14 protein-coding genes and 1 pseudogene are annotated in these 16,372 nt (G+C 62.8%); 9 read left to right on the top strand and 6 right to left on the bottom strand.

The window, feature by feature from the left end; genetic code table 11:
• Nucleotides 1-62: 62 nt before the first annotated feature.
• The 3 genes from ligA (at nt 63) to AC2FLM_RS17655 (ending at nt 4,606) form a co-directional block, all read left to right on the top strand.
• A complete protein-coding gene (gene ligA / locus AC2FLM_RS17665) occupies nt 63-2,282 on the top strand; it encodes an NAD-dependent DNA ligase LigA (RefSeq protein ID WP_496859397.1) in 2,220 nt (739 codons plus the stop codon).
• The gene (gene recG / locus AC2FLM_RS17660) at nt 2,279-4,369 is read left to right on the top strand and encodes an ATP-dependent DNA helicase RecG (protein WP_496859320.1); all 2,091 of its coding nucleotides are present in this window, start codon (nt 2,279-2,281) and stop codon (nt 4,367-4,369) included. Before ligA ends, recG begins: the two co-directional genes overlap by 4 nt.
• Nucleotides 4,370-4,483: 114 nt before the next feature.
• Nucleotides 4,484-4,606 carry a hypothetical protein gene (locus AC2FLM_RS17655; RefSeq protein ID WP_011047417.1) on the top strand — a complete coding sequence of 41 codons (123 nt, stop codon included), beginning with the start codon at nt 4,484-4,486 and terminating at the stop codon, nt 4,604-4,606.
• A 316-nt stretch (nt 4,607-4,922) separates the two neighbouring features.
• On the opposite strand, the gene AC2FLM_RS17650 is transcribed toward AC2FLM_RS17655, so the two are convergent.
• A complete protein-coding gene (locus AC2FLM_RS17650) occupies nt 4,923-5,375 on the bottom strand; it encodes an iron-sulfur cluster assembly scaffold protein (protein ID WP_234136472.1) in 453 nt (150 codons plus the stop codon).
• Nucleotides 5,376-5,442: 67 nt separating this feature from the next.
• Here AC2FLM_RS17650 and hisI point away from each other — a divergent pair, with 67 nt between their 5' ends.
• Nucleotides 5,443-5,802 (top strand): phosphoribosyl-AMP cyclohydrolase, encoded by a 360-nt coding sequence (hisI, locus tag AC2FLM_RS17645; RefSeq protein WP_234145059.1) that lies wholly within the window; start codon nt 5,443-5,445, stop codon nt 5,800-5,802.
• Between the two features lie 3 nt (nt 5,803-5,805).
• On the opposite strand, the gene gluQRS is transcribed toward hisI, so the two are convergent.
• From gluQRS to AC2FLM_RS17630, 3 genes are all read right to left on the bottom strand, one after another.
• Nucleotides 5,806-6,645 carry a tRNA glutamyl-Q(34) synthetase GluQRS gene (gluQRS, locus tag AC2FLM_RS17640; protein WP_496859319.1) on the bottom strand — a complete coding sequence of 280 codons (840 nt, stop codon included), beginning with the start codon at nt 6,643-6,645 and terminating at the stop codon, nt 5,806-5,808.
• A 28-nt stretch (nt 6,646-6,673) separates the two neighbouring features.
• Nucleotides 6,674-8,023: a methylenetetrahydrofolate--tRNA-(uracil(54)-C(5))-methyltransferase (FADH(2)-oxidizing) TrmFO gene (trmFO, locus tag AC2FLM_RS17635; RefSeq protein ID WP_496859318.1), complete on the bottom strand. Its 1,350-nt coding sequence runs from the start codon at nt 8,021-8,023 to the stop codon at nt 6,674-6,676.
• A gap of 320 nt (nt 8,024-8,343) precedes the next feature.
• A complete protein-coding gene (locus tag AC2FLM_RS17630; RefSeq protein WP_496859317.1) occupies nt 8,344-9,129 on the bottom strand; it encodes an enoyl-CoA hydratase in 786 nt (261 codons plus the stop codon).
• A gap of 58 nt (nt 9,130-9,187) precedes the next feature.
• Here AC2FLM_RS17630 and AC2FLM_RS17625 point away from each other — a divergent pair, with 58 nt between their 5' ends.
• Nucleotides 9,188-9,631, top strand: a complete 444-nt coding sequence (locus AC2FLM_RS17625; protein WP_234175905.1) for a PaaI family thioesterase — start codon at nt 9,188-9,190, stop codon at nt 9,629-9,631.
• Nucleotides 9,632-9,699: 68 nt separating this feature from the next.
• Here AC2FLM_RS17625 and AC2FLM_RS17620 read toward each other — a convergent pair whose 3' ends face one another.
• A complete protein-coding gene (locus AC2FLM_RS17620) occupies nt 9,700-9,927 on the bottom strand; it encodes a DUF1127 domain-containing protein (protein ID WP_496859316.1) in 228 nt (75 codons plus the stop codon).
• 101 nt (nt 9,928-10,028) lie between these two features.
• Between AC2FLM_RS17620 and AC2FLM_RS17615 the strand changes: the two genes are divergently transcribed.
• The 4 genes and pseudogenes from AC2FLM_RS17615 to AC2FLM_RS17600 form a co-directional block, all read left to right on the top strand.
• On the top strand, nt 10,029-11,432 hold the full coding sequence (locus tag AC2FLM_RS17615) for an aminotransferase-like domain-containing protein (RefSeq protein ID WP_234221446.1): 1,404 nt from the start codon (nt 10,029-10,031) through the stop codon (nt 11,430-11,432).
• Nucleotides 11,433-11,596: 164 nt separating this feature from the next.
• Complete coding sequence (gene rplM, locus AC2FLM_RS17610) at nt 11,597-12,055, top strand: 50S ribosomal protein L13 (RefSeq protein ID WP_011047426.1); 459 nt, start codon at nt 11,597-11,599, stop codon at nt 12,053-12,055.
• Between the two features lie 5 nt (nt 12,056-12,060).
• Entirely contained in the window at nt 12,061-12,543 is a 483-nt protein-coding gene (gene rpsI, locus AC2FLM_RS17605; protein ID WP_234136480.1) for a 30S ribosomal protein S9, read from the top strand.
• A 968-nt stretch (nt 12,544-13,511) separates the two neighbouring features.
• Nucleotides 13,512-13,838: pseudogene (locus tag AC2FLM_RS17600) on the top strand (IS66 family transposase); the annotation flags it as partial.
• A gap of 306 nt (nt 13,839-14,144) precedes the next feature.
• On the opposite strand, the gene AC2FLM_RS17595 reads toward AC2FLM_RS17600, so the two are convergent.
• Complete coding sequence (locus AC2FLM_RS17595) at nt 14,145-15,986, bottom strand: adenylate/guanylate cyclase domain-containing protein (protein WP_496859315.1); 1,842 nt, start codon at nt 15,984-15,986, stop codon at nt 14,145-14,147.
• Nucleotides 15,987-16,372 lie beyond the last annotated feature (386 nt).

Below are 16,372 nucleotides of genomic sequence, written 5' to 3'. Positions count from 1 at the left end.
ACTGGTCGCAAAGACCAGACAGACCGGGCGGGGCCATGACAGTTTCAGAACCCATCGAAAAAATGACCGAGGCTGAAGCCGCGCAGGAGCTGGAACGGTTGGCCGGTTTGCTGGCGCAGGCCAATCTGGCGTATCACACCCAAGACGCGCCCGAGATTTCCGATGCGGAGTATGACGCGCTGAAACAGCGCAATGCCAAGATCGAGGCGCGATTCCCCCATCTCAAACGCGCCGACAGCCCCAGCGAGCAGGTGGGCGCCCGCCCGGGTGAGGGCTTCTCCAAGGTCACCCATGCGGTGCGGATGATGTCGCTGGGCAATGCCTTCGACGATGAGGACGTCACCGATTTCGATCGCTCGATCCGCAAATATCTGGGCCTCGATACCGATGCGCCACTGGCCTATACCGCCGAGCCCAAGATCGACGGTTTGTCCCTGTCGCTGCGCTATGAGCAGGGCGCGCTGGTGCAGGCGGCGACCCGTGGCGATGGCGAGGTGGGCGAGAATGTCACCGCCAATGCCCGCACCATCGCCGATATCCCGGCCCGGATCGAGGGCGCGCCCGAGGTGCTGGAGGTGCGCGGCGAGGTCTATATGAGCCATGCGGATTTCGCTGCCCTCAACACACGGCAAGAGGCCGAGGGCGGCAAGCTCTTTGCCAATCCCCGCAACGCCGCCGCCGGGTCGCTGCGCCAACTCGACGCCGCGATCACCCGGGCGCGGCCTTTGCGTTTCTTCGCCTATTCCTGGGGCGAACTCTCGGAACCGTTGGCAGAAACGCAGATGCAGGCCATCGAGCGGCTGGCCAGCCTTGGTTTTCAGACCAATCCGCTGACCCGTCGCTGCGACGACTTGGAGGCCATGATCGCGCATTATCGCGATATCGAGGCGCAGCGTGCGACGCTCGGTTATGACATCGACGGTGTAGTCTACAAGCTGGACGATCTGTCGCTTCAGGCGCGGCTCGGCTTTCGCTCGACCACGCCGCGCTGGGCGATTGCTCATAAATTCCCCGCCGAACTGGCCTGGACCCGGCTTGAGGCGATCGACATACAGGTCGGCCGCACCGGCGCGCTCAGCCCGGTGGCGCGGCTCAGCCCGGTCACCGTGGGTGGCGTGGTGGTGTCGAACGCCACCCTGCATAACGAGGATTACATCGCCGGTCGCGACAGCCGGGGGCAAGAGATTCGCGACGGCAAGGATATTCGCGTCGGCGACTGGGTGCAGGTCTATCGCGCCGGTGACGTGATCCCGAAAATCGCCGATGTCGATCTGAGCAAGCGGCCCGATGATGCGCAGCCCTTTGATTTCCCGACGCAATGTCCCGAATGCGGCAGCCCCGCCATTCGCGAGGAAGGCGATGCCGTGCGCCGCTGTACCGGGGGCGTGATCTGCCCGGCGCAGGCGGTGGAAAAGCTCAAACATTTTGTCAGCCGCGCCGCCTTTGACATCGAGGGGTTGGGCGCAAAGCAGGTGGAACAGTTTCACGCCGACGGCTGGATCCGTGAGCCCGCCGATATCTTCGAGCTGCGCAGCCGCTATGGCGAGGGGCTGCAACAGCTGAAGAACCGCGAGGGCTGGGGTGAGAAATCGGCAACCAACCTGTTTCAGGCCATCGACGACAAGCGCCGCATTCCGCTGGCCCGTCTGATCTTTGCCCTCGGTATCCGCCATGTGGGCGAGGTGGGCGCCAAGGATCTGGCGCTGCATTACCGCGATTGGGATGCGATGGCGGCGGCGCTTGATACCGCGCGGCCCGCCGCGCTGGCCCATCGCGCCGCCGATACCGCGGAGGAGCAGGAGCGCCAGCAGGCGCAGGCCGAGGGGCGCCGCGCCCGCATCAGCGACACCCGCGCCGCCGTGATCTCCGCGCAGGAGGTGCCCCCCGAGGCCGCCGCCGCCTGGGCCGACCTGATCGGGGTCGACGGGATCGGCGCCACGCTGGGCCTGTCGCTGTCGGATGCCTTTGCCAATACGGACGAACGCGCCGCCTTTGACCGGCTGACCGCGCATCTGACCGTGATCCCCCCCGATGCGCCTGCGCGCGACAGCCCGGTCGCGGGCAAGACCGTGGTCTTTACCGGCTCGCTGGAAAAGATGACCCGGGCCGAGGCCAAGGCACGGGCCGAGGCGCTGGGGGCGAAGGTCGCGGGGTCTGTCAGCAAGAAGACCGATCTGCTGGTGGCGGGGCCCGGCGCGGGTTCCAAACTCAAGACCGCCCAGAGCCTGGGGATCGAAACCCTGGACGAAGACGGCTGGCTGACGCTGATCGAGGGGCTATGAGCGGGCGGCCGGAACAGCTTTTCCCGCTGTTCGCGGGTCTGGATACGCTCGAAGGGGTGGGACCCAAGACGGCGCAGCTGTTTGCACATCTAGATGTGGAAACCCCGCGCGACCTGTTGTTTTCGCTACCTTATTCCGTCGTCGACCGGCGCCGGCGCGACACGATCCGGGGTGCCGACCTGCCCGCGACGCTGACGGTGGAGGTGACGGTCGGCGCCCATCGTCCGGCCCGCGGGCGCGGCGGCGCCTATCGTATCTTTGTCGAGGATGCGCAGACCGATTTCCAGCTGGTGTTCTTTCACGCGCGCGGCGACTATCTGAAAAAGGTGCTGCCCGAAGGGTCGCGCCGCGTCGTCTCGGGCAAGGTCGAGCTGTTCGATGGTATGGCCAACATGGTTCATCCCGACCACATCCTGCCGGTGGCCGAGGCGGGCGATATCCCGGAATTCGAACCGGTCTATCCGCTGACCCAAGGCATCAGCCAGAAAACCGCCTATAGGGCGGCGCGTTCGGCACTGGCGCGGCTGCCCGATCTGGCCGAGTGGATCGACCCGGCCCTGCGCGCGCGCGAGGGCTGGCCCGACTGGGCCGAGGCCATGCGTGCCGCCCATGAACCGCAGGGTCTGGACGATGTGGCGGCGACCTCTCCGGCGCGGATGCGGCTGGCCTATGATGAACTCTTTGCCCATCAGATGACCCTTGCGCTGGCGCGGCGGCGCGAGCGCAAGGCGCGCGGTATCTCCAGCGTGGCGACCGGCGCGCTGCAATCGCGGGTGCTGGCCAGCCTGCCATATCGCCCCACCAACGCCCAGGCCCGCGCGATCGAGGAGATCGCCGCCGACATGGCCGCCCCCGCGCGGATGAACCGGCTGTTGCAGGGCGATGTGGGCGCGGGCAAGACGCTGGTGGCCTTCATGGCGCTTCTGGTCGCGGTCGAGGCGGGCGGGCAGGGGGTGATGATGGCCCCCACCGAGATCCTCGCCCGCCAGCATCTCGAAGGGTTGCGCCCGCTGGCCGAAGAGGCGGGCGTGGTGCTTGAACTGCTGACAGGGCGCGACAAGGGGGCCGAGCGGCGCGCCAAGCTGGCGGCGCTGAAACGCGGCAATATCTCGATCCTGGTCGGCACCCATGCGGTGTTCCAGGCGGATGTGGAATTTGCCGATCTGCGGCTGGCCATCGTCGATGAACAGCACCGGTTCGGGGTCCGCCAGCGGATGGAACTGGCGGAAAAGGGGATGGGCGCCGACGTGCTGGTGATGACCGCCACGCCGATCCCGCGCAGCCTGGCGCTGGCACAGTATGGCGACATGGATGTCTCGGTGCTGGACGAGAAACCGCCCGGGCGCAAACCGATCCGTACAGCCGTGATCAGCACCGAGCGGATGGACGAGGTGATCGACCACCTGCGCCGCGCCATTTCCGAGGGGCGGCAATGCTACTGGGTCTGCCCGCTGGTGGACGAATCCGAGGTCAGCGACCTGACCGCCGCCGAGGACCGGTTCAAGCGCCTGCGCGCCGTTCTGGGCGAGGGCGTGGTCGGGCTGGTCCATGGCCAGATGCCGCCCGCCGAGAAAGACGCCGCCATGGCCGCGTTCCAGGCGGGCGAGACCCAGGTTCTGGTCGCCACCACGGTGATCGAGGTGGGGGTGAACGTGCCCAATGCCACCATCATGGTGATCGAACGGGCCGAGATATTCGGCCTGGCGCAGCTGCACCAACTGCGCGGCCGGGTGGGGCGGGGCGAGGCGGCCTCGACTTGCCTGCTGATGTATCAACCGCCCCTGACCGAGGGCGGGCGCCGCCGGCTTGAGGTGCTGCGCGAGACCGAGGACGGGTTCCGCATCGCCGAGACCGATCTGGACATGCGCGGTGCCGGCGACCTGATCGGCACCGCGCAATCGGGCCTACCGAAGTTTCGCATCGCCGACCTGGAACGGCATACCGCGCTGATGGCGACGGCGCAGACGGATGCCCGCGCGCTTTTGGCCCAGGACCCGGAACTGAGCAGCGAGCGCGGCCGCGCCGCCCGCATCCTGCTGTGGCTGATGAAGCAGGATCAGGCGATCCGTTTGATTTCAGTGGGTTGAGCGCTCCTCCCCTCAAAAGTTCACAAATGTTCTCAAAAAGTTCTTTACCGACTCAGCGGAATATGAGAACAAAAGGTCAACAAAGGATTAACTGACGCCCGGAGGAGAGAGCCGATGCTGACCCAGATCAAGACCGTCCTGAGCCGCTCGCAGCATACCCTGTTGCAGGATGCCGCCGGGGCCGCCTCGTTGGTGGTGATGCTGGTTGCGGCTCTGCTGCTGCCCGGCACGTTCTGACCGTTTCTGCCTGCGATCTCGTACCCGGTTTCCGCGCGCATCCTGTCCCATTCGATGCAAGGGTGACCTGCCTATCCCAAGACCCTTCCTGGGCCACGCCTCGGCCCATGGCGTCGCGGACCGGACCCCATACGAGACCCGCACAACCTGCCGCCGCCCTCCTGCCCGGGAGGAGCGGCGGTTTTTTTGCGAGGCTCCGCCTCGCGCTCCGGAGTATTTGGGACCAGAAAGAAGCAGCAGTACCGGTATCTTCATTCCGCCGGAAATACTCCGGGGGAGTCGCCTGTGGCGACGGGGGCAGCGCCCCCTGATCCGGTCAGGCGCAGTTGGCGCGTTCGGCCTGTTCCAGCGCCTCGGCGGTGGCCTCCAGCGTCAGCAGGATCGAGGCGTGGCGGTTCTTGTAATCGCGCGCGGGGATCAGCACTTCGAGCCCGTCAAAAGGGGCGTCGGGCACCGGCCCGTCCTGTTTCAACATCGCCTTGAGCTGGTCGCGCGCGGCCTCGATCTGGGCGCGGGTGGTACCGATCACGGCGGCGCCCACCACGGCGGCGGCGGCCTGACCCAGCGCACAGGCTTTCACATCCTGGCCGAACTGGTCGATCCGTCCGTCGCGCAGCTTCACGTCCACCGTCACGGTCGAACCGCAAAGCGGCGAGCGTTTCTTGACGGTGGCGTCGGGGCTGTCCAGCCGCTCGAGATGCGGGATATCCGCCGCCAATGCCAGGATACGGCCGGAATAAAGCTTGATCAGATCGGTCTCGCCGGACATGGCTTTCCCTCGTTGGCTGTTCCCCATACATAGTGGGCGAAAATCCGGATGCAAAAGGTTTTTGGCCATGTCCTTCGACCCTTCGACACTAAAGTATGACGCTGCTGGGCTGATTCCGGCCATCGCGCAGGATGCCGCCACGGGTGAGGTTCTGATGATGGCGTGGATGAATGCGCAGGCGGTGGCGCGAACGCTGGAAAGCGGGCGGGTGACCTATTGGTCGCGCTCGCGGCAAAGCTTCTGGGTCAAGGGCGAAAGCTCGGGCCATGTGCAGGAACTGGTGGATTTCCGCGTCGATTGCGATCGCGATTGCGTGCTGGTCACGGTGCGCCAGACCGGCCCGGCCTGTCACACCAACCGGCGCAGTTGCTTCTATACCGCTGTGCGCGAGGGCGAAGAGGTCGAACTGATGACGCCGATGGTCTGAGGCTCAGAGCCCGACCATGCTGCGGATCTCGGCGGGGCTGGCACCCTCGGCCCGGTATTTCGCGATGGCGCGGGCATCGTCGCGCTTGGCCAGCCGCTTGCCGTTGTCGTCGCGGATCAGGCGATGGTGGTGGTAGATCGGGATCGGCAGGTCGAGAAGCGCCAGCAGGATTACCTGGATCGCGGTGAAGTCGAACAGATCCTCGCCCCGGATCACATGGGTGATGCCTTGCGCCACGTCATCCAGCGCGGAGGCGAGGAAATAGGCGACAATATCCTCGCCCTTGCGGGACAGGACGACATCGCCGATCCGGGCCATGGCCTGTTCCGGGTCGATTTGATGGGTACCTGCATGTCGGGGGCCGGTTTCGGTGAATTGTGGATAGGCGCCGTCAAACAGCGCCAGCGCCCGGTCCAGATGCAGGCGCAACGCATCACCGTCCCGGCGGCTTGCCATGGGGCGGTGTTTGCACAGGCCGGGATAGACCTCATGCGTGACGCCCTCTTGCGGGGCGGCCAGCGCGGCCTGTATCTGGCTGCGGCTGCACGAGCAGGGATAGAGCAGGTTCAGATCGGCAAGCGCGCGCAGGGCAAAGTCGTATGAGGAAAGCTGCTCTGACTGGCGCAGCACGGGTCCGTCCCAGGTGAGGCCCAGCCAGGTCAGGTCGTCAATGATCTGCGCATCCCATTCCGGTTTGCTGCGTTGCAGGTCGGTATCCTCCATCCGCAACAGGAACCGGCCACCAGCGGCGCGCCCCATGTCATGGGCCAGGATTGCCGAATAGGCATGACCCAGATGCAGCGGGCCGGTGGGGGATGGTGCAAAGCGGGTGGTAAAAGTCATGTCTTTTCAATTCGAAAGCGCATGATATTTACCCGTTCTCAGCCTCGGTTAGCCAAGCGGACCACGCCTCCTTGGCGCGGTCGGTATAGGCTTTGTAGCGGTCTTTGCGGCCCCTTCGACCGCCTTTCAGCCCGTCGACAGGCCGGAACAGGCCGAAATTGACGTTCATCGGCTGAAAAGTCTTGGCTTCGGCGCCGCCGGTGATGTGGTGGATCAGCGCGCCCATGGCGCTGTCTTGCGGCACCTCGGGCAGGTTGCGACCCTGGATCTCGGCCGCGGCCAGGCGCCCGGCCAAAAGGCCCATGGCCGCACTTTCCACATAGCCCTCGACCCCGGTGATCTGCCCGGCAAAGCGGATATTGGGGCGCGATTTCAGCCGCATCTGCGCATCCAAAAGGGTCGGCGAATTCAGGAAGGTGTTGCGATGGATGCCGCCCAGACGGGCAAAGCTGGCTTCTTCGAGGCCGGGAATTGTCTTGAAAACAGCGGTTTGGGCGCCGTATTTCATCTTGGTCTGAAAGCCCACGATATTATAGAGCGTACCCAGGGCATTGTCGCGGCGCAGCTGCACCACCGCATGGGGTTTGACGTCGGGCTGATGCGGATTGGTCAGGCCAACCGGCTTCATCGGGCCGTGGCGCAGGGTTTCGCGGCCGCGTTCGGCCATGACCTCGATCGGCAGGCAGCCGTCGAAATAGGTCGCGGTCTCGCCCTCGTGAAACTCGGTCTTGTCGGCGGCCAGCAACGCGTCGATGAAGGCCTCGTACTGGTCGCGGTCCATCGGGCAGTTCAGATAGGCGGTACGCTCTTCCTCGGTCTCGCCCTTGTCATAGCGCGACTGCATCCAGGCGCGCGACATGTCGATTGTCTCGGCATAGACGATGGGTGCGATAGCGTCGAAAAAGGCCAGCGCCTCGGCCCCGGTCTCGGCCTGGATGGCGGCGCCAAGCGCGGGCGAGGTCAGCGGGCCGGTGGTAAAGATCCAATGCCCGTCACGGGGCAGTTCGGTCACTTCCTCGGCGGTGACCGAGACGCGGGGATGGGCGTGCAGCCGGGCGGTCACGGTTTCGGCAAACGGGTCGCGATCCACCGCCAGCGCGCCTCCGGCAGGCAGGCGATGGGCATCGGCGGCGGACATGATCAGCCCGCCTGCCGCGCGCATCTCCCAGTGCAGTAGGCCCACGGCGTTCTGTTCGTCATCATCCGAACGGAACGAGTTCGAGCAGACCATCTCGGCCAGGTTGCCGGTCTGATGCGCGAAGGTGCCGACGGTCGGGCGCATCTCGTGGATCACCACGTCGATACCCTGTTCTGCCGCCTGCCAGGCGGCCTCGGACCCGGCCATGCCGCCGCCCACGATATGCAATCTGTCTGTCATGATCTGCCACATAGGGCAGGGCGCGGCATGGTGCAATGATCGAGTGTGGCCCGCTCTCGCCTGTCCAAGGCGCTGTCAATGGAAAAGACATCACACTCTTGGCCAGCGCAGCAATTGTGGCGGATCAGAGAGGGGAGATTTTTGGGGTCGCCGCTGCGGGAATGTCAACGCCGGAGAGAGAGCCGGCTAGGAGGGACCTTCCGCCCACGGCGACCCAAAAGTCGTCAAGGCATTTACCTTGCCCCAGCTTTGCCACAGTGTTGCCCCGATTGAAAGCTCAAATTTGGAAACAATTCTAACGGATTGGTGCGATGATCCGTCTACTGGCGCCAATCGGGGTCGCGCTTTTCGATAAAGGCGGCGATCCCCTCGGCGGTGTCGCGATAGAGCATGTTTTCCACCATCACGTCGCCGGTATAGGCATAGGCCTGATCCAGCGGCAGCAATTGTTGGCGATAAAACGCCTCCTTGCCGATCCGCACTGCCGCGCCCAGCTTGCCCGCCACGGTATCGGCCAGGGCGCGGGTTTCGGCCTCGAGATCGGCGGCGGGCACCACCCGGTTGACCAGCCCCAGGTCTGCGGCCCGGCTGGCCTCGATGAATTGACCGGTGGTCAGCATCTCGAACGCCTGCTTGCGGGGGATATTGCGGCTGAGTGCGACCATCGGGGTCGAGCAGAAAAGGCCGATATTGACGCCATTGACCCCGAACCGGGTGCCCTCGGCGGCGACGGCCATGTCGCAGGTCGCGACCAACTGGCAGCCGGCAGCAGTGGCGATGCCATGGGCCTGGGCGATCACCGGCTGGGGCAGCGACTGGATGGTCATCATCATCCGGGCACAGCGGTCGAACAGGTCCTTGAAATAGGCCTTGCCGCCATCCTCGGCCTGGCGCCCGGCGGTCATCTGTTTCAGGTCGTGGCCCGCGCAAAACGCCTTGCCCGCGCCGGACAGGATCACCGCGCGGATGCCCGCGTCGTCGCGCAGCGCGTCGAACTCGGCCTGAAGCGCCGCCAGCATCTCGTCGCTGAGTGCGTTCAGCCGTTCGGGCGCGTTCATGGTCAGATGGGCAACCGCCCCCGTGTCGCGACGTTCCAGAATTGCCATCTTGCCCTCCCTGCCAAACTCGGGGCAACTCTAGGCGCAGGAGACGAGGAGGGAAAGCATGGCGTTGGCACTGAACCGGGAGGAATTGTCGCAATACCTGGCCGAGGTATTCCCGCAGGTGCGCGAGGATTTCGCCATCGACGACCTGACCGAGGACACGATCACCATGCGGCTGTTAACCGCCGAGCGGCATCTGCGCCCGGGCGGCACCATCTCGGGGCCGTCGATGTTCGCGCTGGCCGATGTCTGCGTCTATGCGATGGTGCTGGCGCGGCTGGGGCGGCAGGCGCTGGCGGTGACCACCAGCTGTTCGATGGATTTCATGCGCAAGCCCGAGGGCAATACCCAGATGATCGCGCAATGCCGCCTGCTGAAACTGGGCCGGTCACTGGCAGTGGGCGATATCCTGATGTTCTCCGAAGGCTCCGACAAGCCCGTGGCGCGGGCCAGCATGACCTATTCGATCCCGCCGCAGGGGTCCGCTGCGGCGCAGTTCGGGTGAGACGAAAAAAGGCCGGGGCAAGCCCCGGCCAGTGAAGAGGTCCCAATGAAGGGACTGGGGATTCCGTCTCAGCCCTGCCAACAGCGGCGGGCGGCCTCGTCGCGGGCGGCCTGTCGGGTCAGGCCCACATCGCGCAGCAGGTGATCGTCGAGCTTGCCCAGATTGAGCCGGGTTCGCCGACGTTGTTCCCATTTGGTCACGGTCGCCGCGAAACGCACGGCGAGAGCGGCGATCAGCGGCAGCCGGGGGCTGGCGTTCAGCAGCATCAGAGCGGGCGAATGCATCATGCGGGTCATGACATGGGTCCTTTCGAAAATTGTATTGACACAAGTTGCTGTCACTTGGTACACGTGCTTGATACATTCGAAATTGTCCCAAGATCAAAGGAAAGATTGTAATGGGTACAATTTGGCCCGACTCCTTGCCGCAGGCCAAAGGCGCCAAATACACGCTGGTTGCCGACGTCATCAGAAAAGCGATTGATGCCAAGGATCTGGAGGTGGGTGTCAAGCTGCCGCCGGTGCGGGAGCTTGCCTATAAACTGGGCATTACCCCCGGTACCGTGGCGCGGGCCTATACGATCCTGACCGACGAGGGGTTGCTGAATGCCGAAGTGGGGCGCGGCACCTTTGTGGCGCCGCCCAAACGGCCGGTACTGGATGATGTCTGGTCACGGCAACTGTATCTGCTGGACGAGCGCGACGACGATAATGTCAGCCTGTTCAGCCCGCGTCTGGCCGATATGGGGCAGGTGGCGCTGATCCGGGAATGCCTGCAAAAGGTGGCGCAGGGTGATCCGGCGATGTTCCTGAACTATCCCACCCGCGATGCCTATGCCGGGGTACGACAGGCGGTGGTCGACTGGATGTCCGATCTGCCGCTGGGGCCGCTGACGGCGGATGATATCGTGTTGACCCATGGCGGACAAAGCGGGCTGTGCGTGGTGTTCCAGACCGTGTTCAACGGGCCCAAACCGGTGGTTCTGGTCGAGGACCTGTCCTATGCCGGGTTCCGGCGCGCGGCCGAGCTGATGCGGGCCGACGTGATCGGGGTGCGGATGGACAAATGGGGCATCGACCCGATGTCGCTGGACCTGACCGCGCGCCAGACGCCTGCCCAGGCGATCTGCGTCTCGCCCGAGGTGCAGAACCCGACCGGCTGCCGCTCGCCGCTGGAGCGCCGCAAGGAGGTGGTCGAGGTCGCCCGCAAGCATGACCTGCAAATCATCGAGGACGATTGTTACCGGATGGGCGAGCCACAGGCGCCCAGCTATCGCGCGTTGGCGCCCGAGCGCGGCTGGCATGTCTCGTCCATCTCAAAGACGCTGACCCCGGCGCTGCGGGTGGGGTTCGCCATTGCCCCCGAAGGGCAGAGCGCGGGGCTGCGCCGCTCGGCCGAATATGGCTATTTCGGCCTGGCGCAACCGCTGGCGGAACTGACCCGGCTGATGCTGAGCGACCCGCGCGCCCGCGATCTGGCCCGCGCGGTCCAGCAGCGCATGGCTGAATATGTGCGCGTCACGGTCAACACGCTGGGCGGGTTCGACCTGGTCTGGGATTCGGCAGTGCCTTTTGTCTGGTTGCGGCTGCCATCGGGCTGGCGCTCGGCCGCATTTACCCGCGCCGCCGAGCGGGCAGGGGTGCAGGTGCGTTCGGCCGACGAGTTTGCCCTGCGCGACGGGCGCGCGCCAAATGCGGTGCGCATCGCGATGAACGCCCATGTCTCGCTGGAGCGGTTCGAGGCAGCGATGATGCGGTTGCGCGCGCTGCTGGACAACCCGCCCGAGCAGATCAGTGTCTGATTTTCTTGGGGTAAAATAATACCTATTTTACAATCCATTGTTTTTGCGTGATTAAATCGCGAAACATGCGCTTGACCCGCCCCATACATCTCCTTAGAAACCGCCCATCGGATTAGGACCGGTCGTTGCGGCCGGTCTTTCACATCAAACAGGACCATCCTGCCATGAAAACCTTCTCTGCAACTCCTGCAGACATCGACAAGAAGTGGATCCTGATCGACGCCGAGGGTGTCGTTCTGGGCCGCCTCGCCTCGATCGTCGCCATGCGCCTGCGTGGCAAGCACAAGGCCTCGTTCACCCCGCATATGGACATGGGCGACAACGTCATCGTCATCAATGCCGACAAGGTGCAGATCACCGGCAAGAAGCGCGAAGAGCACTTCTACTGGCACACCGGCCACCCGGGCGGTATCAAGTCGCGCACCAAGCAGCAGATCCTCGAGGGGGCTCACCCCGAGCGCGTGGTCTATCAGGCCGTCAAGCGCATGCTGCCGGGCAACCGCCTGTCGCGTCAGCAGATGACCAACCTGCGCATCTATGCCGGGACCGAGCACCCGCATGAAGCCCAGGCCCCCGAAGTTCTGGACGTCAAGTCCATGAACAAGAAAAACACCCGGAGCTGAAACCGATGGCTGATCAGATCAACACTCTCGAAGAGCTGAGCGCCGTCGCAGGCCTCGAAACCGTGGCCGCAGACGAGCCGCGCGAACCCGTTCGCGACGAGCTGGGCCGCTCTTATGCCACCGGCAAGCGGAAAGACGCGGTTGCCCGTGTCTGGATCAAGCCGGGTTCGGGCAAGGTCGTCGTCAATGGCAAGGACCAGGACGCCTATTTCGCGCGCCCCGTTCTGCAGCTGATCCTGCGCCAGCCGTTCCAGGTGGCCGGTGTCGAAGGCCAGTTCGACGTGATGGCAACCGTCAAGGGCGGCGGCCTGACCGGTCAGGCCGGCGCGGTCAAGCACGGCATCTCGAAGGCGCTGCAACTCTACGATCCCTCGCTGCGTGGCGCGCTCAAGGCCGCCGGCTTCCTGACCCGCGACAGCCGCGTGGTCGAGCGCAAGAAATACGGCAAGCGCAAAGCCCGCCGTTCGTTCCAGTTCTCGAAGCGCTAAGTTTCGGACCCAGAACATGGAAAAGGCCGCGCACAGCGCGGCCTTTTTCGTTGTGGGATGTGTGATGGCTCTGCATTGCAGATCTGATCGAGGCCTTGGTCGGGGCCATTCGGCAACAAGCGATGTGCAGGGAGAGGCTTTGCAGAACCATGAAACAGCCGAGACCGGTTACTTGATCTCTCTGCAGCATAGGTCTGGTTCGAGCCCTTCCACGACGTTCATGATCTTCGCAAAATCCGTAGTGTAGGGCGGGGAGCGGAAGTTCCCTTCGCCAGCAAAACCTATCGCCTCGCGGCCGCGATGACGTGCCGGATGGTTTGCTTTTTGAGAGTGTCGAGACAAAGGCAAAAGCGAACGGCTTTCCCGAAGAGTGGAAGCGCTACGAGTTCGGCCGCGCCGTGGTCGAATCCAAAAGATGGGCGCGCCCCCTGGATCGTCGCTCTGGCCGGCGCGGGGAAGAAACCGCCCCGTCAACCCAGATGCTCCGCTACTTGCGCCGCATCGACGACATCACCAATGGCGCGCTGCGTTGGGGCATCCTGACCAACGGCTCGAAGTGGCGACTGTATTTCTCGGGCGCGCGATCGGTATCAGAGCAGTTCTTCGAGCTCGACATCGCCGCGATCCTGGACCTGCCAGGGCACAATGACGGGCTATTCGCGCTCAATGTGGCCGATCGCCGTCATTGGCTGAAGGTATTCTACCTTGTGTTCCGGCGCGAGGCATTCGTGCCTGCTGGCGCTGATCCGCGTACGTTCCATGAGAAAGCCCTCGAAGAAGGGAAATTCTACGAAGAGCGCGTTGCCGAAGACCTCTCGAACAAGGTTTTCGGGCAGGTGTTCCCCGATCTGGTGCGCGCCATCGTCAAGGCCGCGCCAGAGGCCGATCTACAGGGGGTCCGCGAGGCCGCACTGATCCTGCTCTATCGGCTCTTGTTCATCCTCTATGCCGAAGACCGCGACCTCCTGCCAGTCATCCGCTACACGCTCGCGCGCTGGCCTGGCCTGACCCGGTTCCTGGAGGACGGTCGGCTGGAACTCGACACCAACCCGGTCGAGAACCAGATCAGGAAAATCGCCCTCACGCGGAAGAATGCCCTCTTCGCCGGACACGAGGTCGGCGCCGAGAACTGGGCAATGCTCGCCAGCCTCATCGCCAACTGCAAGATGAGCGACGTGGACCCGGTCAGCTATCTCGCGGAAACACTCCGCGCGCTGCTCGACGGACATCCCAAGAGCCGCATCGACGACCTCATGCCCTGGCACTTCGCACCCGCGTCAAGCCTCGCTGCATAGGGCCGCAGCTAAGCGCTTACGAGAGGCTTTGCAGAACCATGAAACAGCCGAGACCGGTTACTTGATCTCTCTGCAGCGTAGGTCTGGTTCGAGCCCTTCCACGACGTTCATGATCTTCGCAAAATCCGTAGTGTAGGGCGGACACCGGCTTTTCTTTGCGACCGCGAGAAACCCGAGTCGAAACGGCGAAAGCTGCCGTTCAGTCCGGGCTTCAAGACCATTTTCTGAACCGGACCTTCGCTGCGCCGGTATCGAGCGTCTCAATTGCGGACAGAGTGTGAACTCGCTGTGGCGCAGCATAGCCTCTCAGCTTTCCGGGATGCCGGCTTTGCGTAGTCCTTCAAAAAAGCGCTCCCTGTACGCCGGGTCTTGGTGTTTGTCGATTGCTTGCCAGTTTGCCATTGTGGGGTCGAATCCCAGCGCGCGTAGTTCATCCATTTCCCACTCCGCATCCTCCGGGCGCTCCAAATGACCGTAGGTGGAGACGAGGTAGAGGTGGTTTGCTCTCCACCGTGGATTTCTATCAATTGACTTAAGAAAACTGGCTTCTGCTGCCTCAAACCGTGTGAGGTGGAACTGGTTCGCGCCCAATGCAAAATAGTACCAGAATGGAAAACGTGGGTTCAGTCTCATCGCTGTCTCGATGTGAGACAGCCCTTCTTCCGCCTTGCCAACGAAATGCAAAGTGTTGGCCAGCATGGCGTGACCGTCAGCGTAGTTAGGGTCGATTTCAATCGCGCGCCGAAGGTTCTCGATCGCCTTTTCGCCATCGAAGAACTCTTTACGGGTATAGACCCGCGCGAGGGCCCAATAAGCGAGGGGAAGTTTACCATCCTGTGCGATGGCTTCTTTCGCAAGGCTTCGAGCAAGTTCGAGCGAGATCTGTGGGTCTTCCGTCCAGCCCGACTCCACCGCTATGGTATAGGCCGTTGCCAATCTTGCTTTCGCGGTAACAAAATTGGGATCAATTTCCAGAGCTTGATGGTAGTAGCGTATCGCCAAACGGGTTGAGTCTCGGGTGAAAAAACTCTCCTGCTGCCTGGCTCGAAGATACGCGTCATAGGCTTCAGTGCTATCCGTCATGGATTGCGACAGTTGCCGCGCTTCTTCAGGTGTCAACTTCACCTTTAAAGCTGAAACAATCTGGCTACGAACATCATCTTGTAGCGCGAAGATGTCGCTGGTTTCACGGTCATACCGATCAGCCCATATGTTGGTCCCTGTTTCCGTGTCCACCAGTTGTGCATTTATGCGGATACGACTACCGGATTGGCGCAAGCTGCCGAGCACGACATAGCGAGCATTGAGTTCTTCCCCGATTGCGGTGAGATCTGCACTAGCGCCCTTGAAGGCAAACGTTGAATTCCGGGCAATGACGACCAAGCCAGAAACTTTTGCCAGGTCTGTAATGAGGTCATCAGTTATGCCGTCGGCCAAGTAATCCTGATCTGCGTCATCGGACAGACTTTCAAACGGCAAAACGGCAAGGGACGGCAGCATCGCCGCCTGTCTAACGCTAACTTCTGCTTGGTTAACGGGAGCAAACCCGGCCCAGGGTTTCCAGTACAAGCTGCCAACGACAGCGACTGCAACGACAAGGCCCCAAGCGAACAACTTATAATCTACTGTTGCGAATATCGGAGCACGGGCCGAAGCGCCTTTCACAGAAATATTGCTGAACGCATGAACAGGTCGTGAAATATTCTTAACCTCACATTCACCCAGATCGTGCCAATCGACATCCATACGATTGATGATTTGATCGAGCACTTGCCGCGAAATGCAGACGGCACCGGGTTGCGCAAGCCCTTCCAAACGAGCCGCCACGTTGACGCCATCTCCGTGAATGTCCTCACCTTCAGCAATCACGTCGCCCAGATGAATGCCAATTCTCCAAGAGATCGAGCCCTTGCTTGCCGCTTCTGGCCTACTCGTGCCTGCGCTGTCTTGGATAGCTATTGCGCAATTGACAGCGTCGACCACACTTGCGAATTCAGCAAGGACTCCATCGCCCATGAGCTTTATGAGGCGACCACTGTGACGGTCGATCCGAGGCTTGATAACTTCGTCAAGGTGCCTTTGAAGAGCAAGGTAGGTACCTTGCTCATCGGCCTCCATAAGTCTGCTGTATCCAGCGACATCGGCCATAAGTATTGTTGTTAATCGCCGTTCCACGGGAAGCAGTTTAGAGCATCAAAGCATACTTGGCATCCTTCGAGTTGCGATTGCATTCTCGCAAAGAGAACGACCGTACGGACGGGCGCTTCGAGCCGATTCCGTTGAAAAACTCTTCCTTGATCGGGTTGCCAGCGACTGATTCAATTCTCTCAACGAGCGGGAGGAATTGCGATGATGGGACCGAGGCAGGAGGCGCAAGCGGCCTTGTTCTACGAGTTCTCGTTGGAGGAGCATGTACCGCAGGATCATCTGCTGCGGTCAATTGATCGGTATGTCGACCTAGGCTCCAGACCCATTGATTTTGGTCATCTGCCGTGATTCAGGGCTCGCAAGGAGACCTGAATGATGAGCAACCT

The organism is Ruegeria sp. SAZD011 (assembly GCF_059612545.1).
Note: the sequence above shows the minus strand (reverse complement) of the source record. Positions and strands in the feature narration are given on the sequence as shown.